10 protein-coding genes are annotated in these 23,780 nt (G+C 65.8%); 3 read left to right on the top strand and 7 right to left on the bottom strand.

The window, feature by feature from the left end:
• Positions 1-38: 38 nt before the first annotated feature.
• The gene (locus tag BJG93_RS12890) at positions 39-1,289 is read right to left on the bottom strand and encodes a citrate/2-methylcitrate synthase (RefSeq protein WP_027198655.1); all 1,251 of its coding nucleotides are present in this window, start codon (positions 1,287-1,289) and stop codon (positions 39-41) included.
• Between the two features lie 125 nt (positions 1,290-1,414).
• On the opposite strand from BJG93_RS12890, the gene BJG93_RS12885 reads away from it, so the two are divergent.
• Positions 1,415-2,818, top strand: a complete 1,404-nt coding sequence (locus tag BJG93_RS12885; protein ID WP_027198654.1) for a CoA transferase — start codon at positions 1,415-1,417, stop codon at positions 2,816-2,818.
• 48 nt (positions 2,819-2,866) lie between these two features.
• Here the strand turns inward: BJG93_RS12885 and BJG93_RS12880 are convergent, their stop codons facing one another.
• Positions 2,867-3,613 (bottom strand): GntR family transcriptional regulator, encoded by a 747-nt coding sequence (locus BJG93_RS12880; protein WP_027198653.1) that lies wholly within the window; start codon positions 3,611-3,613, stop codon positions 2,867-2,869.
• A 194-nt stretch (positions 3,614-3,807) separates the two neighbouring features.
• Here BJG93_RS12880 and BJG93_RS12875 point away from each other — a divergent pair, with 194 nt between their 5' ends.
• The gene (locus tag BJG93_RS12875; RefSeq protein WP_027198652.1) at positions 3,808-4,653 is read left to right on the top strand and encodes an aldo/keto reductase; all 846 of its coding nucleotides are present in this window, start codon (positions 3,808-3,810) and stop codon (positions 4,651-4,653) included.
• 91 nt (positions 4,654-4,744) lie between these two features.
• On the opposite strand, the gene BJG93_RS12870 is transcribed toward BJG93_RS12875, so the two are convergent.
• The 5 genes from BJG93_RS12870 to BJG93_RS12850 form a co-directional block, all read right to left on the bottom strand.
• Positions 4,745-5,206 (bottom strand): Rap1a/Tai family immunity protein, encoded by a 462-nt coding sequence (locus BJG93_RS12870; RefSeq protein ID WP_027198651.1) that lies wholly within the window; start codon positions 5,204-5,206, stop codon positions 4,745-4,747.
• Between the two features lie 843 nt (positions 5,207-6,049).
• Positions 6,050-8,239 carry an ABC transporter ATP-binding protein gene (locus BJG93_RS12865; RefSeq protein WP_071336582.1) on the bottom strand — a complete coding sequence of 730 codons (2,190 nt, stop codon included), beginning with the start codon at positions 8,237-8,239 and terminating at the stop codon, positions 6,050-6,052.
• Positions 8,236-9,150: an ABC transporter permease gene (locus tag BJG93_RS12860; RefSeq protein WP_027198649.1), complete on the bottom strand. Its 915-nt coding sequence runs from the start codon at positions 9,148-9,150 to the stop codon at positions 8,236-8,238. The genes BJG93_RS12865 and BJG93_RS12860 overlap by 4 nt, the downstream gene beginning before the upstream one ends.
• Positions 9,147-10,175: an ABC transporter permease gene (locus BJG93_RS12855; RefSeq protein ID WP_027198648.1), complete on the bottom strand. Its 1,029-nt coding sequence runs from the start codon at positions 10,173-10,175 to the stop codon at positions 9,147-9,149. The genes BJG93_RS12860 and BJG93_RS12855 overlap by 4 nt, the downstream gene beginning before the upstream one ends.
• A 40-nt stretch (positions 10,176-10,215) precedes the next feature.
• Complete coding sequence (locus BJG93_RS12850) at positions 10,216-11,892, bottom strand: ABC transporter substrate-binding protein (RefSeq protein ID WP_027198647.1); 1,677 nt, start codon at positions 11,890-11,892, stop codon at positions 10,216-10,218.
• Positions 11,893-13,109: 1,217 nt separating this feature from the next.
• On the opposite strand from BJG93_RS12850, the gene BJG93_RS12845 reads away from it, so the two are divergent.
• Entirely contained in the window at positions 13,110-23,753 is a 10,644-nt protein-coding gene (locus BJG93_RS12845) for a hypothetical protein (protein ID WP_231337476.1), read from the top strand.
• Positions 23,754-23,780 lie beyond the last annotated feature (27 nt).

Genomic DNA, 23,780 nt, shown 5'->3' with positions numbered 1-23,780 from the left:
CCGCTTTGCAGCCAGCTTACGGCTCGATAACGGCTCGGTTACGGCCCGGACGCAGCCCCTCCCGCCTCGTATTCTCCGATATACCGCGCGCGCGGCCGGATCAACCGGCCGTCGCGCGTCTGTTCTATCGCGTGCGCGATCCAGCCGACCACCCTCCCGAGCGCGAATAGCGTGAACGCGGCACCGGTCGGCAAGCCGAGCACGCGCTCGACCGCCGCAAGCGCGAAATCCACCGTCGGCTCCGCGCCCGTCGTCTCGCGCACGGCTCGTGCGAAATGCAGCACCTCGTTGAGCGGTGAGCGGGCCGGTGCGCAGTCGGCGAGCATCGTCAGCAACAGCCGCGCGCGCGGGTCGCCGTCCGGATAAAGCGGATGACCGAAACCCGGCAGCGCCGCGCCTTGCGCGCCGTGCTCGTGGTGCGCGAGGCGGTTCGCCAGATAGCGGTCCAGCTCGGGCGAGCGCGACGCCTCATCGAGCAGCGCGGCGATGCGCACGGTTTCGCCGCCGTGACGCGGCCCGGAGAGCGCCGCGAGTCCGCCCGCGACGGCGCCGAACAGATGCGTGCCCGTCGATGTGATGCAGCGGACCGTGAACGTCGACGCGTTCAACTCGTGATCGGCGCAGGCGATCAGCGCCGCGCGCAGCAGCCCGCTTTGCTGCCGGCTGCGCACCCGCCAGGCCGTTGCGATCTGCCGATGCAGCGGTTCGTTCGACGGCGCCGCCGACAGCATCGCGGCGGCAAGCAGCCGCATCACGGCGCACGCGGTGTCGAGTTGCGCATCGCGGCCGAGCGCCCACACGCGCGGCATTTGCGCCGCGGCGGCCGGCATCAGCACGAGCGTGCGATCGAGCGGCGTGCTGTCGCTCCATAGCTTGAGCCACGCGGCCCATTGTGCGCGAGCGAGCGGAACGGCGGGCGCATCGGCGATGCGCCGCGTGCTGCATTCCCACAGCAGCGCCGCGACGTCTTCGAGTGACGCACTGCGCGCGAGTTCGATCGCATCGTGCCCGCGATACAGCAGCCGGCCGTCCGCGACCAGCGTGATCGACGATTCGAGCACCGGCACGCCCCAGTCGAGCACCTTCTGCGCGACCTTGCCCGCGCGCTTGCCGTCTGCTTTGCGACGCGCGAGGCGGCGCACCTCGGCGGCATCGTAGAGCCGATGCCTGCCTTGCGCATCCGGCGACGAGCCGAGCATGCCGCGGCTGACGTACGCATACAGCGTCGGCAAACTGACGCCGAGGGTGGCGGCCGCTTCGGCGGCGGTCAGGTAAATCGGGGTGGGCATGAAAGCGTGCGATAACCGAAGAAATCAATATATGTTGATTATGATCATCAAGATTGATTACGGCAATGCGCAACTTTAGACTCGATGCACTCCTTCCAGTCCGCGCGACCAGCGCGCCCGATGCCATGACACCCGAACTCGCCCTTAAGCACATCTGGACTCTCGCCGGCTGCGATCCGGTCGCGCTGCACGCCGTGTCGCTCGCCGGCGCGGACCCCGGCTTGCCGTCGGTCTACCGCGTCGGCACGCTCGCGTCGTCGACGATCGCCGCGACGGGCCTCGCCGCCGCCGAATACTGGCGCCTGCGCAGCGGACGCAGGCAACAGGTGTCAGTACAGATGCGTCGCGCGCTGGCGGCGTTTCGCAGCGAACGCTATCTACGGATCGACGATGGCGCGCCGCCCGCGCTACGCGATCCGGTCACCGGCTTCTACGAAACGGGCGACGGCCGCTGGATCCAGTTGCATACGAATTTCGCGCATCACCTGAAGGGCGTGCTCGAGGTGCTCGGCTGTGACAATGGGCGGGACCCGGTGGCGGCCGCGGTTCGCGGCTGGGACGGCGCGATGCTCGATCGCGCGCTGGCCGATGCGGGCCTGTGCGCCGCATTGATTCGCACGCCCGACGAATGGGCCGCGCTCGAGCAGGCCAAAGCGATTGCGCGCTTGCCGCTGTTCGAGATCGAGCGCATCGGTGACGCGCCGGCCGAGCCGCCGCGCCACGCAGGCGCTGACACCGGCCACGACCGCCCGCTCGCAGGCTTGCGGGTACTGGATCTGTCGCGGATCATCGCGGGACCGGTGGCCGGCCGCGCGCTCGCGCATCACGGCGCGGACGTGTTGACGGTCAACGGGCCGCATCTGCCGAACATCGCGCCGCTCGTGATCGACAATGGCCGTGGCAAGCGTTCCGCACTCGTCGATCTGCGCGACGCGGCCGGCCGCGACACGTTGCGTGAACTCGCGCGCGATGCCGACGTGTTCCTGCAGGCCTATCGTCCGGGCGCGCTCGCGGCGCGCGGCTTCGGCCCGGACGAACTGGCGCGGCTGCGGCCGGGCATCGTCTATGTCTCGGTATGCGCGTATGGGCACGCGGGACCGTGGGCGCAACGACGCGGCTTCGATAGTCTGGTGCAGTCGGCGAGCGGCATCGCGTGGACCGAGCGAGCGGCGGCGGGTTCGGCCGAGCCGCGGCATCTGCCGTGTCAGGCGCTCGACCACGCGACCGGCTATCTGGCCGCGTTCGGTGCGATGGTCGCGCTCGCGCGGCGCTGTCGTGAGGGCGGCAGCTGGCATGTGAAGGTGTCGCTTGCGCAGACCGGGCGCTGGCTGCAGTCGTTCGGCTTGCTGGCCGATGGGCAGCAGGCGCCCGAGGTGTCGCTCGACGAGGTGCGCGATTGCGTCGCGAGCATGCAATCGGAGTTCGGGCGCGTGCTGGGCGTGCAGCCCGCGGAGCAGTTGGAACAGACGCCGGCGTTTTATGCGCTGCCGCCGGCGCCCATCGGCGCGCACGATGCCCGGTGGACCTGATGGCTGCGGCCCGCCCGACCGCTGCCCATGCGTGCCATGTGTGCCAGCCTACTTCCTCAACTCTGCGACGAAGTCGTAGTAGTCGTTGCGGCAATACGTATCCGTCAACTCGATCGCCCGCTGATCCGCCGTATAACCCACGCGGGTGATCAACAGCAATGCCTCGTTCGGCGCGATGCTCATCTGCTGCGCGATCTCGTCGCTCGCGTTCACCGCGCGGAAGTGCTGCAACGCGCGCACGATCGTCAGTCCGCGATTCTCCAGATAGGTGTACAGCGAATCGCCGATCGCCTGCGGATCCGGAATCAGTGCGGCCGGAAACGTCGAATTCTCGACCGCCATCACGATGCCGTCGGCGAGCCGCAGCCGCCGCAGCCGCGTGACCGCGGCGGCGGGCGACAGCCCCAGCTGGATCACCTCGTCGCGATTGGCCGGCGAGATTTCGCGCGACAGCCACTTCGAACTCGGCGTGAAGCCGCGCCGCTGCAGCATTTCGCTGAAGCTCGACAGACGCGACAACGGATCTTCATAGCGCGGCGTGATGAAGCTGCCCGCGCCTTGGGTGCGGCGGATCAAACCCTGCTCGACCAGCAACGCGATCGCCTTGCGCGAGGTGATGCGCGACACGCCGAGCGCCTCCGATAGCACGCGCTCCGAGGGCAGCGCCTCGCCGGCGTTCCAGCGGTTTTCGTGGATCGCGCTGCCGAGCTTGCGGGCTAGTTGCAGATAGAGCGGGGTGTCGTTTTCCGGGTCCGGACGCAGGTCGCGCCAGCGGTCTTCCGAGGCAGAGGTCATGGGGCTCACGCAAGATGGGCAAGCGGCAATTTTAGAACATCGGCGCTTCCCGTTATAGCGGGCTTTTGCCTGGCGCGCCGCCGTGAGGCCGCACAGCCGCTAAACTCGTCGCTAGGTTTTCGTAGCATGCGGCGCGCGCTCAGGCGGCGTGCAATCGCAGCGCATCTGGATCTAGCCACTTTCGAGGAGTCAGCATGACGAGCAATATCGCGAGCGTGAGCCTGCCGGGCGGCGAGCGCATTCCGGCGCTGGGGCAGGGCACGTGGGAGATGGGCGAGCAGCGGGCGCAACGCGCGGCGGAAATCGATGCACTGCACTGCGGCATCGAACTCGGCATGACGCTGATCGACACCGCCGAAATGTACGGCGATGGCGCGACCGAGTCGTTGCTGGGCGAAGCGCTCGCCGGTTTGCGCGACAAGGTTTTTCTGGTCAGCAAGGTGTATCCGCACAACGCCAGCCGGCGCGGCGTGATGGCCGCGTGCGAGCAGAGCCTTCAGCGTCTGAAGACCGACCGGCTCGATCTGTACCTGCTGCACTGGCGCGGCTCGGTGCCGCTCGCGGAGACCGTCGACGGCTTCGAGGCGCTGCGGCGCGCGGGCAAGATCCGCCATTGGGGCGTGAGCAACTTCGATACCGACGACATGGAAGAACTCGTCGCGACGCCGGGCGGCGACGCGTGCGCGACCAATCAGATTCTGTACAACGTGGCGCGGCGCGGGCCGGAGTTCGATCTGCTGCCATGGCTCGCCGCGCGCGGCATGCCGGCGATGGCGTACAGCCCGGTCGATCACGCGCGTCTGCCAAAACGCTCGCCTCTCGACGACATCGCCGACGCGCGCGGCGTCTCGGTGTTTCAGGTCGCGCTCGCGTGGGCGCTGGGCAAGCCCAATGTGTGTGCGATTCCGAAGGCGGCGCGCGTCGAGCATGTGCGGGACAACTATCGCGCGTCGCAACTGGTGCTGGAAGCCGGCGAACTCGCCTCGCTCGACGCGTACTTCAAGCCGCCGCGCGGCAAGCGGGCACTGGAGATGTTGTAAGCCTTCGCGACCGCCGCCCATTGCCCGGCGGCGGCGCGCGAGGCGGGAAGCGCTGCGCGCATCGATGCCGCCGCTCGCGCTGACGCAGCGCTCAGGTGCAGGAATGGTGCTGATGCACGGAGCCGAGCACCGCGACTTCGGCGGGGGTGTGCTGCAGGGCGTCGTCTGGGACCTGGGCGGCGTCGGCGAGGAAGTCATCGACGATCGACGACACCGGCACGTCGCGCAGACACAGCGACACGCGCTGGGTTTCGTTGGCGGGCAGGGTGGCGCGTTGGGCGAGGAACAGCACGCCGTACTGATAGCCGTGGATGATGCCGCGGATGGCGCCGACGCATTGCCCTTGCGCGACGTTGTCCCGGCGCTGTTTGCAGCTCTGTACGAGCGAGTAGGCGGAGAAGCTCGGGTCGACCGGTGGCGCAGCTTGCGACAGGGTCGGCGCGATCGGCTGCGCAGGCGTTTGGGCATTGGCGAGCGATGCGAGGCCCAAGGCGGCAGCCATCAACGCGGCGGCTGCCGTGCGGGTCGCGGAGGCGGGGACGCTTCTATGCATGTTGTGGGCCCTCATATCGAACGATGAATTTGATATGAGGCGGTCGTCTCGGATTGGTTCCATAACACGCGCACGCCATGGAGGGTGGCTCCCCGCGGCTCGCGGCGCGGGTCATGCGATGGCGCGGCGCGTGGCTCGTGCGCTCTCCGAGCCGTCCGGTCAGCGCGCGCCGCAGCCAGGCGGCCCGCTGCGCCCGGCCTCCGGCGGTGACGCCCGACCGGGGGATCGGGACGTCACCGCCGTTGCCAGCGGATAGCGGACAGTATGCGGGGACGTGTCGCGGGCGGGTAGTGCGCCCACTACCCGGGAAAACGGGCCACGGCTGGTGCCCGTTCCCGTCGCCGTTGCCACTGTCGCCACCCTGACCTCCGTGGCAGCCGCCGAAGCTTTCGCCAAAGCCTCGACCGAAGCCGCCACCGAAGCCGCCGCTTGGTTCGCCGCTGGAGCTTGCGCAACCGCGGCAGTCGCTCCCGCCTCCGCCGCTACATCCGCCGCCGCTTACGCCACCGCTATTTCCCCTTATTTCCCTCTCGTCGCATCCCGAGTCAGTTCTGTCGAAGTTGTCCGCGCGTCGCTGCCGTGCTGATCGCGCGAGGGCGCGCCATCGCGTGATGGCGCTCGTCGTGCGGATGTGCGCGGTGTTGTACGCCCGGATTGGCGTCGAATCACTGGCCGCTAATTAGCGATATCCATGCCACGCGTCGCAAAGCCTTGAAGCGACGCGTGCGGTATCGGGACCTGCGCCGGGAACACCGGAAAAACGTCCAAAAACGTTGCAGCGACGAAACGCGCGGACGCAAAAGCGTGTTCCGGCGCGGCATTCATTAAGCGGGCGGGGCGACGCTAGCTGGCGTTTCGCGACGCGTCGTCGGCGTCACCGCCGTTCGCCGGGTTGCCGGCGTTGTCGTCGCGCGGCTCGCGTTGCAGCTCGCGCAGTGTGGCGACCGGAATATGGCAGCGAATCCGGTGCGCGGAAGGCAGGTTCGCGGCGCCGCCCGCGTCGGCGAAAGGCGGGTCCTGCTGCTCGCAGATCGCGCCGAGCTTGCGCGGACAGCGCGGGTGAAACACGCAGCCCGATGGCATCGCGCCCGGCCCCGGCAGCTCGCCCGTGAGACGGATGCGCGTAGGCGGCCGGGGCTCGCCGGACCCGCCGTCGCCCGGCAGCGTCGGCACCGCGGACAGCAACGCCTCGGTATAGGGATGCTGCGGCCCATCGAACACGGCCGCCGCCGGGCCGATTTCGAGCAGCCGGCCGAGATAGAGCACCGCGATGCGATCGGACACATAGCGCACCACGTGCAGATCGTGCGAGATGAACACGTAGCTGACGCCGCGCTCGCGCTGCAGGTCGGCGAGCAAGTTCAGGATTGCGGCCTGCACCGACACATCGAGCGATGAAGTCGGCTCGTCGCACACGACCACGCGTGGATCGCCGGCGAACGCGCGGGCAATCGCGACGCGCTGCTTGAGTCCACCCGAAAGCTGGCGCGAGCGCGCGTCGAGATAGCGCTCGGGCAGCCGCACGGCGTCCGTCAGCGTCGCGAGCCGCGCGTCGATCTCGGGCCCGCGCAAAGCGGTGAAGCGCGCGAGCGCGCGGCCAATCAGCCGCTTGACCGAATGCGCGCGATTGAGCGCCGAGTCCGGATTCTGGAACACGATCTGTAGCGACTTCAGCTGCGCGTCGCTGCGTCGCGTGACGCGCGCGGCGAGCGGCGCGCCGTCGAGTTCGAGCACGCCGCCGGCATCGGGTGCGAGCAGGCCGAGCATCAGCCGCGCGAGCGTTGTCTTGCCGCTGCCCGATTCGCCGACGAGCCCGAGCGTCTCGCCGCTCGCGAGTTCGAGCGACACGTCGTCGACCGCGCGCAGCGGGGCGCCGGATACGTGGAACGTTTTCGACAGGTTGTGCGCGCGCAGGACTGGCGACGGCGCCGCGGGCCGCGCTGCATCGGGTGCCGCGGCCCGCACCGGCGCCGCGCTCGATGCCGCTTGCGGCAGCTCGATCGCGCGCTCGTGATAGTGGCAGCGCGCCATCTGATCGCCGTGCGCGGCGCCGAGCCGATAGGGCGGCGGCGCGTCGCGGCGACAGCGCTCGTCGGCGAGGCGGCAGCGCTCCGCGTAGATGCAGCCTTGCGTGACCGAGCCCGGCAGCGGCAAGCCGCCCGCGATGGTATCGAGCCGCTCGCGGTCCTTGCTGCGTCCGGCCGTCGGCAGGCACCGCAGCAGTCCGACCGTGTACGGATGCCGCGGCCGTGCGAACACGTCCTGCGTCGCGCCTTCCTCGACCAGCTTGCCCGCGTACAGCACGCCGACGCGTTCGCACATGCGGCCGATCACCGCCAGGTTGTGGCTGATGAACAGCACCGCGGTGCCGAGTTCCTGGCGCAGCTGCGCGACGAGGTCGAGCACTTCCGCTTCGACGGTCGCGTCGAGGCCGGTGGTCGGTTCGTCGAGAATTAGCAGCGCGGGGTTCGACGCGAGTGCCATCGCGATCACGACGCGCTGCTGCATGCCGCCCGACAATTGATGAGGATAGCTGTCCATGACGCGCTCGGGCGCCGCGATGCGCACGCGCTTCAACATCGCGAGCGTGCGCTGGAGCGCTTCGTCGCGCGCGACGCCGGCCGCCTCGAATGCTTCGGAGACCTGACGCGCTATCGTCAGCGATGGATTCAGCGCGCGCCCCGGGTCTTGGTAGACCATCGACACGGTCGTCGCACGCATGCCGCGTAGCGCATCGGCGCCGAGCTTGTGCACGTCCTCGCCGGCGATCACGATCTTGCCGGCTTTCACCTTGCCATTGCGCGGCAGATAGCGCAGCGTCGCCATCGCGACGGTCGACTTGCCGCAACCGGATTCGCCGACGAGTCCATAGGCCTCGCCGCGCCGCACGCGAAACGACACGTCCTGTAGCACTTCACGATCGCGTCCGCCGATCCGGTAGGTGACCGTCAGGCCGACCACGGTCAGCGCATCGGTGCGATCGCTCTTCGATACGTCGAACGCGGCGAACGAGGAGGGCGGCGGGCCGTTCATCGGTCGAGCACCCCCTGCACGCCGTCGGCGATCAGATTGACACCGACCACCAGCGACGCGATCGCGCCCGCCGCGAACACGACCGTCCACCACGCGCCGCCCGCCATCAGCGTGTACGACTCGGACAGCGCGAGCCCCCAGTCGGCCGACGGCGGCTGGATGCCGAAGCCGAGAAACGACAGCGTCGCGACCGCGAAGATCGCGTAGCCAAGGCGCACGGTCGCCTCGACGACGATCGGCGGCAGCACGTTCGGCAGGATCTCCGCAAACATGATGTACGGCGCGCGCTCGCCGCGCAGTTGCGCGGCGGCCACATAGTCGAGATGGCGCTCGGCGAACACGGCGGCGCGCACGGTGCGCGCGGTGATCGGCGTGAACGTGACGCCGATCACGAGAATCACCGTGAAGTTCGACGCACCGACCGCCGCGAGCGCGAGTAGCGCGATGATCACGAGCGGCAGCGCGAGCACCGCGTCGATCACGCGGCCGATCACGTCGTCGACCCAACCGTCGAAGTAGCCGACCAGCAGGCCCAGCGCGGTGCCTGCCGCGGTGCCGAGCAGCGTCGCGAGCGGCGCGATCGTCAGGATGTCGCGCGCGCCGACGATCACGCGTGAGAACACGTCGCGGCCGAGCTGATCGGTGCCGAACCAGTGCGTGCGATCGGGTGGCGTCAGCGAATTGAGCGGATCGGACGCGTACGGATCGAGATGCACGAACCACGGTCCGGCGATCGCGCAGACGATCCACCACGCGACGATCAGCGCGCCCACGATGAAGGTCGGCGAGCGCAGCAATAACAGCAGGCGCGGGAAGCGCGGTTCGGCGGCCGCGCGCGGCACGGAGCCCGGTGCGCCTGGCGCGGGCGAGCCTCGCGGCGTCGATGAAGCTGGCGGCACGGTCGTAGTCATTCGGCGGTCCTCACTCGGAGCCGCGGATTGAGCAGCACGTGCAGCGCATCGGCGACCAGATTCGCGAGCGTATAGACGACGCCGATCGTCAGCACGCCCGCTTCGAGCATCGGAAAGTCTTTCGCCTTGGCGGCGTTGTAGATCAGCGAGCCGATGCCCTGGTAGTGGAACAGCGTCTCGACCACCACGAGTCCGCCGATCATGTAGCCGAGCTGGGTGGCGGCGACGGTGATGGTCGGCAGTAGCGCGTTGCGCAGCACGTGCCGCCAGATGACGACGTGGCGCGGCAGGCCCTTGAGGATCGCGGTGCGCGTGTAGTCGGCGTCGAGCGCTTCGACGGTACCCGCACGCGCCATCCGCGCGATGTAGCCGAAAAATACGAGGACGAGCGGCAGCACCGGCAGCACCAGATGCCGCAGCTGTTCGAGCACGCCTGCATCGGGCGGATACGCGGCCTCGATCGGCAGCCAGCGCAGCCACACGCCGAACACGAGGATCAGCACGATCGACGACACGAACTCCGGCACCACGGTCGCCGACAACCCGGCAATGCTGATCGCGCGATCGAGCCAGCGTCCCGCATGCATCGCCGACCACACGCCGCCCGCGATGCCGAGCGGCACGACGACGATGAACGCGAGCAGGCCGAGCTTCGCCGAATGCGCGAGCGCGTCGCTGATGAACGGCCCGACCGGTTCGCGGTACGCGTACGACAAGCCCATGTTGCCGCGCACGAAATGCGTGATCCACTCGATGTACTGCCTGAGCAGCGGCCGGTCGGCGCCAAGCTGATGATCGAGCGCGGCGACCGCGCGCGCATCGGCGAGCGGTCCGAGCACCGCGCGGCCGATATCGCCGGGCAGGAACTGACCGCCCGCGAACACGATCAGCGACAGCAGCCACAGCGTAATCAGCGAGAGGCCGACGCGCGTCGCGAGAAAACGCGCGACGCGGCCCGCGTTGCCGTTCGTCGCGCGCGGCGAGCGCGATGCATTCGAGGCGGGAGAGGGCGCCGGAGCCGACATCGTGAGTTCTCCTGCGGAAGTGAGGCGGACGGCGCGCTGCTTACGCGCTCAGCGTCGCGCGATCGAAATACAGTTGCGCGAGCGCGGTGAAGCGCACGCCGTTCACGCCCTTGCGCATCGCGATCAGCTGATCGTAGAAGAACGGGATGATGAGCGGCGTTTCGTCGAGTAGCAGCGTCTGGATCTGTCCGGAGATCTTCTTCTGACTGGCGAGATCGATCGCCGCGACGAACTGCGCGACCAGTCGATCGTACTGCGGATTCTTGAAGTGCGCGGCGTTCCATGTGCCGTTGCTCGTCAGCGTCGCATTGAGGAACACGTTCGGCACGCCGCGATGGCCATAGTCGGTGATGCCGAGCGGCGAGTCGAGCCAGTCGGATTTGCCCGGCGTGCCCGCGCCGTAGTAGAGCGATTGGCTCTCGACCTTCAGATTGATGCGCACGCCGATCGCCTTCGCGGCGTTCTGCACGACGACCGCGAGGTCGGGAATCTCCATGTATTTTTCGGTGGTCAGCGTCACGTCGAAACCGTTCGGCACGCCGGCCTGTGCGAGCAGTTGCTTCGCCTTCACGACGTCGATCCTGCGTTGCGGCACGCCCGCATCCGACGATGGAAACACCGGCGCGAACGGGCTGTCGTTGCCGAGCTGCGCGCGGCCCTTGAAGAGACCGCGCACGATCACGTCGCGATCGAGCGACAACGCGAGCGCCTGGCGCACGCGCTTGTCCTTGAAGAGCGGACTGTCGTTGCGCATATGGATCTGCCGATGCGCGCTCGACTTCACACCGACCGCCTTGTAGTCGGGATTGTTCAGGATGGCCGCGCCGCCCTGCACGGTGAATGTGCCCATCACGTCGGCCTGATGGCCTTGCAACGCGAGCAGTTGCGCCTGTTCGTCGGCATAGAACGAAAACTGTACGCGTTGCGGTAACGCTTTCTCGCCCCAGTAGTCGGGATTGCGCACGAACGACGCGCCGACCTTCGGCTGATACTTTTCGAATTTGAACGGGCCGGTGCCGATGAAACTCTTTTCGTAGTTGCCCGCGAAGTTCGCGGGAAGGATCACCGCGTTGTAATTATCCGAGGAAACGTAGTAGGGGAAATTGCCGGTCGGCGCATCGAGATGAAACGCCACCGTGTGTTCGTCGACGACCTTCGCGCCGCCTTTCGACAGTACGCCCTTCAACACCGACAGCGCGGCCGAGCCGCTCGAGGGATCGGCGAGACGGTCGAAAGTGGCGACCACGTCTTTCGCGCCGAAGCTCTGGCCGTCGTGGAATTTCACGTTGGGGCGCAGCCTGAAGGTCCATACGTCGCCTTTGTCGTTCGGCTTCCACGACAGCGCGAGCGCCGGCTTGAGCATCAGCTTCTCGCCGTCGTCGTCGATCAGGAATTCGCCGGTCTGATTCAGCAGCGCGAGACTCGCGGCGTCGGTGACCGTCAGCGGATCGACGGCGCCGGCCGGCGTCAGATGCGCGACGCGGATCGTCTGGTTCGACGTGGCCGGCGCACCTTGCGCCCGCGCACGCGGCGCGCCGAGCAAGCTGCCGCCCGTGAGCGACAGACCGATCACGCTTGCATATCGCAGCAGTTCGCGGCGCGTGATGCGGCCGGCGAGGAACTCGTCGAGGGCGTGGTTGCCGTACGCGTCGGCGGTGAGGCGGGCTTCGTTCAGTGCTGTACGAGAGGCGAGAAATCGGTCCGCAGGCGTTTTCATCGATGGCGTGTCCAGTCCGTTCTGTTGCCGGTTCGGGAGTGTCGCGCGAGCCGCGCGACAGCGCGAGAGGCAGCGCGCGTTCCGAAGGGCGGCACGAGGTCGCGGGGCCGCGATCGCGAAAGCGCAACGCTGCGCAGAGCGGTCTCAGTGTAAGCGATTGCTCGCGGCTCTGGCGCGCCGCCCCGGCCGATCGGCCGAGAAATGGCGTGCGGTGTGTCGTCGTGACAACGGTTACCCGACGCGTGCTTGCGAGAGGTGGCCGCCATTGCGGTGGATCGGCGGAATGGGTCTCGACGGGCTGCGTTGGGCGTGCGGCTTTGCTACGAGACGACAAACCTGTCGGTCATCGTCAGCGGTCGGTAGGTCTACCGTGACGGGAAAACCCTGCAGACTTGCGGCTTCGGAGACCTGTCGGGAAGGTGTGCGGGGGGCACCGCCTCATGGATTGAGCCGGCGCTGATCGGAACCGAACGCTTCTATCCGCCGAGTTGTACTTGAGTCGCAAAAACGTCTCGCAGGCTGGTTTTGCATCATGGCATGCATGGCAACAAAACCGCAACTCCGGCGACTTTTCTCGTCGCCGTCGTCTTGAGCGTCGAACGAATTCCATCGCGCGGGACACTGGAGCGTTTGATCTTCGATTGCATCGAACGAGATGCGTCTTTTGACTCCTCAAGATGGAACTCTTAAAAACCTACGGTGCAGATTAGTCTCTCTGTGGACAGACCGAACGAGAGAGAAGCTGATATCTCCGGCCACCTCATTGACCACTCGATTGGGGTCCTCGACGACAGGATCAATAAACGTCCGAAGACGGCATGAAGTACGAAACGCCAGCCGAACGGCTTGTGCAACCTACTGCGTCCCCTGGTTGAAGTCGCGCTGGGTGGCGGGACCTCGCGCAGCGCCGCCCGCGGAAAGTAGTCGTCGTGCGCGTCAATCCAGTCGTACTTCACAGGAGGCTCTGCCCGAATCCCAATGCCAGAACTTTGGCGGACATTCCTTAAAGAGCCTTGGGCGATTTCCCTGGCTGATTTCCCAGCCAAACATCATTTTCGTTCCAGTCCTACTTCAATGCGGATCGGTCCCGTTCCGTTTATCGAGGCACTTATCAAAAATGAACGTAGATGAATCCGGCGGCAGCCGGGTCACGATTTTCCATCCATATGCTGGCCAGCTGGGCCAGCGCGCCCACGCCTAATAAAAGGAATATTACTGTGAGTACGAATTCAGTGAAGCTGGCCGTTATCGACGGCAACACGATCAAGCAGACGGTCGAATTGCGCGGTTCTGCGCAAGGCGCACCCGTTCATATCCGCGCCATCAAGGGCGGCAAGTTGATTCTGGCCCAGAACGACACTGGCCATGGTCCTCAAAACATTACCGTACGCCGTTCCGGCAAGAAACTTCTGGTCAGCCTGGAAGGGACGGAGCTCGACCAACCGCAACTGATCATCGAAGACTTTTACGGCAATGAAGGCGCGCTGATCGGCTTGGGAGAAGACGGGGCGTATCACGAATATATCGCTGCAGACGGCGAGGATGACCATAAAGCCGCTTTTCTTGCGGACGGCACCGACTCGCCTCTGGTGCTGGGCGCACAGCAGCTGAACGGGCTCAGCGGGAATGTCTTAGCTGCACCTGGTGTGAGCTTGGCGGGCCTCGGCTTTTTGGGTCTGGGGGCGCTTGCAGCTCTGGGTGCAGGGATCGCTGTGGCCGGCGGCGGCCGTAGTGGCGGGTCAGAGGGCGTAGATCCTGTTTCGGATGCACAGACGCCGCCGGGTGAGCAAGACGATGCGGATGGGGATGCCGATGCGGACGCCGACGCTGACGCCGATGCAGATTCGGATGCAGATGCCGATGCTGACGCGGATGCGGATGCGGACGCAGATGCCGATGCCGATGCCGATGCCGATGCCGATGCTGATTCGGACGCGGACGCTGACGCTGATGCGGATGCGGATGCGGATGCGGACGCCGATGCTGATTCGGACGCTGATGCTGACGCTGACGCCGATGCCGATGCGGACGCGGACGCGGACGCGGATGCTGACGCCGATGCCGATGCCGATGCCGATGCCGACGCCGACGCCGACGCCGACTCGGATTCGGATTCGGATTCGGATTCGGATGCGGATGCAGACGCCGACGCAGACTCGGATGCGGATGCGGATGCGGATGCGGATGCGGATGCAGATGCCGACGCTGATGCGGATGCGGATGCGGATGCTGACGCGGATGCGGATGCGGATGCGGATGCGGATGCAGATGCAGATGCCGACGCTGATGCGGATGCAGATGCGGACGCTGACGCTGACGCCGATGCGGATACCGATGCCGATGCTGATTCGGACGCGGACGCTGATGCGGATGCGGATGCTGATGCTGATTCGGACGCTGATGCTGATGCTGACGCGGACGCTGATGCTGATGCTGACGCGGATGCCGACGCGGATGCTGATGCGGACGCTGACGCGGATGCGGACGCGGATGCCGACGCGGATGCTGATGCCGATGCTGATTCGGACGCGGATGCTGACGCCGATGCCGATGCCGATGCTGACACCGATGCCGATGCCGATGCCGACGCTGACTCCGATTCAGATGCGGATGCAGACGCCGACGCAGACTCGGATGCTGATGCCGACGCTGATGCTGATGCTGATGCTGATGCTGATGCTGATGCTGACGCGGATGCAGACGCGGATGCCGACGCGGATGCCGACGCGGATGCTGATGCCGATGCTGATGCGGACGCTGACGCTGACGCCGATGCGGATACCGATGCCGATGCTGATTCGGACGCGGACGCTGATGCGGATGCGGATGCTGATGCTGATTCGGACGCTGATGCTGACGCTGACGCCGATGCCGATGCAGATGCGGATGCAGACGCCGACGCAGACTCGGATGCCGACGCCGACGCCGACGCCGACGCCGACGCCGACGCCGACGCCGATGCGGACGCGGACGCGGACGCGGATGCTGACGCCGATGCCGATGCCGATGCCGATGCCGACGCCGACTCGGATTCGGATGCGGATGCAGATGCGGATGCGGATGCGGATGCAGACGCCGACGCAGACTCGGATGCAGATGCAGATGCTGATGCGGACGCAGATGCCGACGCCGACGCGGATGCTGACGCGGATGCGGATGCGGATGCGGATGCAGACGCAGACTCGGATGCGGATGCAGATGCAGATGCAGATGCCGACGCTGACGCTGATGCGGATGCTGACTCGGATGCAGATGCCGACGCTGATGCTGATGCGGACGCTGATGCTGATGCTGACGCCGATGCCGATGCCGATGCCGATGCCGATGCCGATGCCGATGCCGATGCCGATGCCGACGCCGACGCCGACGCCGATGCCGACGCCGACGCCGATGCTGATTCGGACGCGGATGCCGATGCCGATGCCGATGCCGATGCAGACGCCGACGCAGACGCGGATGCGGATGCGGATGCTGACGCGGATGCGGATGCGGATGCGGATGCGGACGCAGATGCCGACGCCGACTCGGATTCAGATGCGGATGCAGACGCCGACGCAGACTCGGATGCGGATGCGGATGCAGATGCAGATGCAGATGCAGATGCAGATGCAGATGCCGACGCTGATGCTGATGCTGACGCGGACGCCGACGCGGACGCGGATGCGGATGCTGACGCGGATGCGGATGCGGATGCGGATGCGGATGCGGATGCCGATGCGGATGCGGATGCGGATGCGGATGCAGATGCAGATGCAGATGCAGATGCCGACGCGGATGCCGACGCGGATGCCGACGCGGATGCCGACGCGGATGCTGATGCCGATGCTGATTCGGACGCGGATGCTGACGCCGATGCCGATGCCGACGCGGATGCTGATGCGGATGCTGATGCCGATGCTGATTCGGACGCGGATGCTGACGCCGATGCCGATGCCGATGCCGATGCCGATGCCGACGCTGACTCCGATTCAGATGCGGATGCAGACGCCGACGCAGACTCGGATGCAGATGCCGACGCTGATGCTGATGCGGATGCGGATGCTGATGCTGATGCGGATGCTGATGCTGATGCTGATGCGGATGCTGATGCAGACGCTGACGCTGACGCCGATGCGGATACCGATGCCGATGCTGATTCGGACGCGGACGCTGATGCGGATGCGGATGCTGATTCGGACGCTGATGCTGACGCCGATGCCGATGCAGATGCGGATGCAGACGCCGACGCAGACTCGGATGCCGACGCCGACGCCGACGCCGACGCCGACGCCGACGCCGATGCGGACGCGGACGCGGACGCGGATGCTGACGCCGATGCCGATGCCGATGCCGACGCCGACGCCGACTCGGATTCGGATGCGGATGCAGATGCGGATGCGGATGCAGACGCCGACGCAGACTCGGATGCAGATGCAGATGCTGATGCGGACGCAGATGCCGACGCCGACGCGGATGCTGACGCGGATGCGGATGCGGATGCGGATGCGGATGCGGATGCAGACGCCGACGCCGACTCGGATGCGGATGCAGATGCAGATGCAGATGCCGACGCTGACGCTGATGCGGATGCGGATGCTGACTCGGATGCAGATGCCGACGCTGATGCTGATGCGGATGCTGATGCTGATTCGGACGCTGATGCGGACGCCGATGCCGATGCCGATGCCGATGCCGATGCCGATGCCGACGCCGACGCCGACGCCGATGCTGATTCGGACGCGGATGCCGATGCCGATGCCGATGCAGACGCCGACGCAGACGCGGATGCGGATGCGGATGCTGACGCCGACGCAGACTCGGATGCGGATGCGGATGCTGACGCGGATGCGGATGCGGATGCGGATGCGGATGCGGACGCGGATGCAGATGCAGATGCAGATGCAGATGTAGATGCAGATGCCGACGCGGATGCGGATGCGGATGCGGATGCGGATGCTGATGCCGATGCTGATTCGGACGCGGATGCTGACGCCGATGCCGATGCCGATGCCGATGCCGACGCGGATGCTGATGCCGATGCTGATGCCGATGCTGATTCGGACGCGGATGCTGACGCCGATGCCGATGCTGATGCCGATGCCGATGCCGATGCCGATGCCGACGCTGACTCCGATTCAGACGCGGATGCAGACGCCGACGCAGACTCGGATGCTGATGCCGACGCTGATGCGGATGCGGATGCGGATGCGGATGCGGATGCGGATGCGGATGCGGATGCGGACGCTGACGCTGACGCCGATGCGGATACCGATGCCGATGCTGATTCGGACGCGGACGCGGACGCTGATGCGGATGCGGATGCTGATTCGGACGCTGATGCTGATGCTGACGCTGACGCCGATGCCGATGCCGATGCCGATGCAGATGCAGATGCGGATGCAGACGCCGACGCAGACTCGGATGCCGACGCCGATGCGGACGCGGACGCGGATGCTGACGCCGATGCCGATGCCGATGCCGATGCCGATGCCGACGCCGACGCCGACGCCGACTCGGATTCGGATGCGGATGCAGATGCGGATGCGGATGCCGACGCCGACGCCGACTCGGATGCAGATGCAGATGCAGATGCAGATGCGGACGCAGATGCCGACGCCGACGCGGATGCTGACGCGGATGCGGATGCGGATGCGGATGCGGATGCGGATGCGGATGCGGATGCGGATGCGGATGCGGATGCGGATGCGGATGCGGACGCGGACGCTGACGCCGATGCGGATACCGATGCCGATGCTGATTCGGACGCGGACGCGGACGCTGATGCGGATGCGGATGCGGATGCGGATGCGGATGCCGATGCTGATTCGGACGCGGATGCTGACGCCGATGCCGATGCCGATGCCGACGCTGACGCGGATGCTGATGCCGATGCTGATTCGGACGCGGATGCTGACGCCGATGCCGATGCCGATGCCGATGCCGACGCCGACGCCGACTCGGATTCGGATGCAGATGCAGATGCAGATGCAGATGCAGATGCTGATGCTGATGCGGATGCGGATGCCGACGCAGATGCCGACGCTGACGCTGACGCTGATGCGGATGCTGACTCGGATGCAGATGCCGACGCTGATGCAGATGCAGACGCTGATGCTGATGCTGATGCTGACGCTGATGCGGATGCGGATGCTGATGCTGATGCGGATGCTGATGCTGATGCGGATGCTGATGCTGATGCGGATGCTGATGCGGACGCTGACGCTGACGCCGATGCGGATACCGATGCCGATGCTGATTCGGACGCGGACGCTGATGCGGATGCGGATGCGGATGCGGATGCGGATGCGGATGCGGATGCTGATTCGGACGCTGATGCTGACGCTGACGCTGACGCCGATGCCGATGCAGATGCGGATGCAGACGCCGACGCAGACTCGGATGCGGACGCGGACGCGGACGCGGATGCCGACGCCGATGCGGACGCGGACGCGGACGCTGACGCCGATGCCGATGCCGATGCCGATGCCGATGCCGATGCCGATGCCGATGCCGATGCCGATGCCGATGCCGACGCGGATGCCGACGCGGATGCCGACGCGGATGCTGACGCGGATGCTGATGCCGATGCCGATGCGGATGCTGACGCGGATGCCGACGCGGATGCGGATGCAGACGCAGATGCAGATGCGGACGCTGACGCTGACGCTGACGCCGATGCGGATACCGATGCCGATGCCGACGCTGATGCGGATGCTGACGCGGATGCTGACGCGGATGCTGACGCGGATGCGGACTCGGATGCAGATGCAGATGCCGATGCTGACGCGGATGCAGACGCCGATGCGGATGCCGATGCGGATGCGGATGCGGATGCGGATGCGGATGCGGATGCGGATGCGGATGCGGATGCGGACGCCGATGCTGATTCGGACGCTGACGCTGACGCCGATGCCGATGCCGATGCCGATGCCGATGCCGATGCCGACGCGGATGCCGACGCGGATGCCGACGCCGACGCGGATGCTGACGCGGATGCTGATGCCGATGCCGATGCCGATGCCGATGCCGATGCCGATGCCGATGCGGATGCTGACGCGGATGCCGACGCTGATGCGGATGCAGACGCAGATGCAGATGCTGACGCTGACGCTGACGCTGACGCCGATGCGGATACCGATGCCGAAGCTGATGCCGATGCTGATGCGGATGCGGATGCAGACGCCGACGCTGATGCGGATGCTGACGCGGATGCTGACGCGGATGCGGACTCGGATGCGGACTCGGATGCAGATGCTGATTCGGACGCCGATGCCGACGCGGATGCTGATTCAGACGCCGATGCTGACTCGGATGCAGATGCAGACGCTGATGCTGATGCCGACGCGGATGCCGACGCGGACGCGGACGCGGACGCGGACGCGGATGCGGATGCGGACGCGGACGCGGACGCGGACGCGGATGCGGATGCGGATGCGGATGCGGATGCGGATGCGGATGCGGATGCGGATGCGGATGCGGATGCGGATGCGGATGCGGATGCGGATGCGGACGCGGACGCTGACGCCGATGCGGATACCGATGCCGATGCTGATTCGGACGCGGACGCGGACGCTGATGCGGATGCGGATGCGGATGCGGATGCGGATGCGGATGCGGATGCGGATGCTGATGCGGATGCTGATGCGGACGCTGACGCTGACGCCGATGCGGATACCGATGCCGATGCTGATTCGGACGCGGACGCTGATGCGGATGCGGATGCGGATGCGGATGCGGATGCGGATGCGGATGCGGATGCGGATGCGGATGCGGACGCGGACGCTGACGCCGATGCGGATACCGATGCCGATGCTGATTCGGACGCGGACGCGGACGCTGATGCGGATGCGGATGCGGATGCGGATGCGGATGCGGATGCGGATGCGGATGCCGATGCTGATTCGGACGCGGATGCTGACGCCGATGCCGATGCCGATGCCGATGCCGACGCTGACGCGGATGCTGATGCCGATGCTGATTCGGACGCGGATGCTGACGCCGATGCCGATGCCGATGCCGATGCCGACGCCGACGCCGACTCGGATTCGGATGCAGATGCAGATGCAGATGCTGATGCTGATGCGGATGCGGACTCGGATGCAGATGCAGATGCCGATGCTGACGCGGATGCAGACGCCGATGCGGATGCCGATGCGGATGCGGATGCGGATGCGGATGCGGATGCGGATGCGGATGCGGATGCGGATGCGGATGCGGATGCGGATGCGGATGCGGATGCGGACGCCGATGCTGATTCGGACGCTGACGCTGACGCCGATGCCGATGCCGATGCCGATGCCGATGCCGATGCCGACGCGGATGCCGACGCGGATGCCGACGCCGACGCGGATGCTGACGCGGATGCTGATGCCGATGCCGATGCCGATGCCGATGCCGATGCGGATGCTGACGCGGATGCCGACGCTGATGCGGATGCAGACGCAGATGCAGATGCGGACGCTGACGCTGACGCTGACGCCGATGCGGATACCGATGCCGATGCTGATGCCGATGCTGATGCGGATGCGGATGCAGACGCCGACGCTGATGCGGATGCTGACGCGGATGCTGACGCGGATGCGGACTCGGATGCGGACTCGGATGCAGATGCTGATTCGGACGCCGATGCCGACGCGGATGCTGATTCAGACGCCGATGCTGACTCGGATGCAGATGCAGACGCTGATGCTGATGCCGACGCGGATGCCGACGCGGACGCGGACGCGGACGCGGATGCGGATGCGGATGCGGATGCGGATGCGGATGCGGATGCGGATGCGGATGCGGATGCGGACGCGGATGCGGATGCGGATGCGGATGCGGATGCGGATGCGGACGCCGATGCCGACGTGCCGGAACTACCGGAACCATGGACGGACCTGAAGGCGCCTTCTGTACCGGATATGGCAGATGGTGTGATCAACAGGGAGGAAGCCACCACCGGCACATGGGTATTGATCCCGGCCTATGGGGACATGGCCGTGGGCGACACGATCAAATTGGACTGGAACGGCAAGACTTACGAGCACGTGGTGTCAGTGGCCGACGGTCTCCAGGGGGTTATTAAGATGCGTATCCCGGCGGAAGACTTGGTCGACCTGGAAACGGAGTTCGACATTACTTATACGGTGAGCGACGCGGCGGGCCACGTCTCACAGCCGAGCCCGACCACCCATATGAGGCTCGGTACGCTGGCCGATGCGCCGGAGACGCCGTCGCTGGGCGAAGTCATTGACCACGTGGGTCCGATCCAGGGTCCGGTGGACAATGGCGAGAGCACGGACGACACGCAGCCGACGCTGGTGGGCAAGGGTGAACCGGGCGACACGATCATCGTGATCGACAACGGCACGCCGATTGGCGAGACGAAGGTCGACGAGGCGGGCAACTGGAGCTTCACGCCTGACACGCCGCTGGGCGAAGGCAAGCATGAGTTCACGCTGGTGGAACGCGATCCGGCGGGCAACGAAAGCAAGCCGTCGGATCCGTGGACCGTGATCGTGGACACGATTCCGCCGGAGACGCCGTCGCTGGGCGAAGTCATTGACCACGTGGGTCCGATCCAGGGTCCGGTGGGCAATGGCGAGAGCGCGGACGACACGCAGCCGACGCTAGTGGGCAAGGGCGAACCGGGCGACACGATCATCGTGATCGACAACGGCACGCCGATTGGCGAGACGAAGGTCGACGAGGAGGGCAACTGGACCTTCACGCCTGACACGCCGCTGGGCGAAGGCAAGCATGAGTTCACGCTGGTGGAACGCGATCCGGCGGGCAACGGAAGCAAGCCGTCGGATCCGTGGATCGTGATCGTGGACGCGACTCTGCCGGACACGCCGTCGCTGGGCGAAGTCATTGACCACGTGGGTCCGATCCTAGGTCCGGTGGGCAATGGGGAGAGCACGGACGACCCGAGGCCGACGCTGGTGGGCAAGGGTGATCCGGGCGACACGATCATCGTGAAGGACAACGGCACGCCGATTGGCGAGACGAAGGTCGACGGGGAGGGCAACTGGAGCTTCACGCCGGATGCGCCGCTGGACGAAGGTCGGCATGAGTTGACGGTGGTGGAACGCGATCCGGCGGGCAACGAAAGCAAGCCGTCGGACCCGTGGACCGTGATCGTGGATACGACTCCGCCGGACACGCCGTCGCTGGGCGAAGTCATTGACCACGTGGGTCCGATTCAGGGTCCGGTGGGCAATGGGGAGAGCACGGACGACCCGAGGCCGACGCTGGTGGGCAAGGGTGATCCGGGCGACACGATCATCGTGAAGGACAACGGCACGCCGATTGGCGAGACGAAGGTCGACGAGCAGGGCAACTGGAGCTTCACGCCGGATACGCCGCTGGACGAAGGTCGGCATGAGTTGACGGTGGTGGAACGCGATCCGGCGGGCAACGAAAGCGAGCCGTCGGATCCATGGACGGTCATCGTGGCCACGAAGAGGCCAGACGCGCCGGTGATCAGCGCAGTGATTGACGATCAAGGCACGGTGACGGGTCCGATCGCTCAGGGTTCGACGACGGATGATGCACAGCCGGAAATCCGTGGCACGGCGGAGCCGGGCAGCATAGTGACGATTTCCGATGGTGGCCAGGTGCTGGGGCAGACGAAGGCTGACGACAATGGCAACTGGAGCTTCACGCCGGCGACGCCGCTGGCCGAAGGGAACCATAACCTGACGGCTGTGGCGTCGAATGAGGTGGGCACCAGTGAACCGAGCGGGCAACTCGGGTTCTCGTTGTTGCTACCCGGACACTATGAGTTGGATTTCAGTAAATCAACCGTCAGTGGTCTATCCACGAATTTCTACAATGCCGGGGATCGTCATGATGTAAAGATGGTGAATGGTGTAATGCGTATAGGCACGCGTCCCAACACTTCGCCGCAGGATTCGGGGCAGTTTCCGACGTCAATGCTCTATTATTACCTCGGGACCCCGGGTAATCGACCGACTGCGTTTTCGGTTGATTTCGATGGAATCGATCCGAAATACCACTATATCGTGAGGGTCATTGTCAAGGACGAGAGCGGAGCGTACGGGAATGAAAAGCAATTAACTTTTATTAATTTGAACAACAAAGGTGCAAATCATATTGAAATGACCTTGCCGGAAGGCTACACCTTGATAAGACTGGAAATCGTGTTCGACAACGCGTCTCCTGGCTTCGATATAACGGGTAGTTCTTACTACACTCGTGAATATCAACCCGTAACCGGCCAGTCTGATGTCTTGGTGGACGAGGTCGCCGTTTCCGAGATTCAGGACACCGGGGATTCGTCTGATGCGGATGCAGATGCAGCCCCAACGGCAAATGCAGATGTCCCTGCTGACAGTGGCTTTGACGATGAGAAGCCGAGCGATTCAGATTCGGCACGCGATAGTGACGAACAGTCAATAGGCGTGACCTCGACTGAAGATCCAGATACGGTGCTTGATCTTCAGGGCATTGAGTATTCCACCAGTGCGTATGGCGATATTCGTACTGAAGGTGAAGTGGACGTGTTGACGCTGACGGGTTCGGGGTTGGTGCCGGATCTGGCGAATGTCGAAGAGAAGCTGTCGTCGATCGAAGTGTTCGACATCACCGGCACGGGTGACAACACGCTCAAGCTTTCGCTGGGCGATGTCCTCGAACTGGGAGCCACTGACCTGTTCCTTGCCGACGGCCATACTCAGCTGAAGGTCAAGGGTGATGCGGGCGACAAGGTCGATCTGTCCGACCTGCTACCGGACGGTGAGGACCTCGGCGACTGGGTGCAGGAGTCTGGCACTACGACCGTGGGTGGCGTCGAGTATGACGTCTTCTACCACTCGGGTCTGAACGCCGAACTGCTGGTGCAGCACGGTGTCGAGACCACGCTGAACAATCACTGACCTTTGGACGGTCCGCGACGCATGGCC

Source organism: Paraburkholderia sprentiae WSM5005 (assembly GCF_001865575.2).
GTDB classification, from domain to species: Bacteria; Pseudomonadota; Gammaproteobacteria; order Burkholderiales; family Burkholderiaceae; genus Paraburkholderia; species Paraburkholderia sprentiae.
This window is presented reverse-complemented; position numbering and strand designations above follow the sequence as displayed.

Coding starts and splice junctions, on each gene's coding strand:
- BJG93_RS12860 (WP_027198649.1), bottom strand. CDS start 9,150: ATGACTACGACCGTGCCGCCAGCTTCATCGACGCCGCGAGGCTCGCCC.
- BJG93_RS12870 (WP_027198651.1), bottom strand. CDS start 5,206: ATGCATAGAAGCGTCCCCGCCTCCGCGACCCGCACGGCAGCCGCCGCG.
- BJG93_RS12885 (WP_027198654.1), top strand. CDS start 1,415: ATGACACCCGAACTCGCCCTTAAGCACATCTGGACTCTCGCCGGCTGC.
- BJG93_RS12875 (WP_027198652.1), top strand. CDS start 3,808: ATGACGAGCAATATCGCGAGCGTGAGCCTGCCGGGCGGCGAGCGCATT.
- BJG93_RS12855 (WP_027198648.1), bottom strand. CDS start 10,175: ATGTCGGCTCCGGCGCCCTCTCCCGCCTCGAATGCATCGCGCTCGCCG.
- BJG93_RS12850 (WP_027198647.1), bottom strand. CDS start 11,892: ATGAAAACGCCTGCGGACCGATTTCTCGCCTCTCGTACAGCACTGAAC.
- BJG93_RS12865 (WP_071336582.1), bottom strand. CDS start 8,239: ATGAACGGCCCGCCGCCCTCCTCGTTCGCCGCGTTCGACGTATCGAAG.
- BJG93_RS12890 (WP_027198655.1), bottom strand. CDS start 1,289: ATGCCCACCCCGATTTACCTGACCGCCGCCGAAGCGGCCGCCACCCTC.
- BJG93_RS12880 (WP_027198653.1), bottom strand. CDS start 3,613: ATGACCTCTGCCTCGGAAGACCGCTGGCGCGACCTGCGTCCGGACCCG.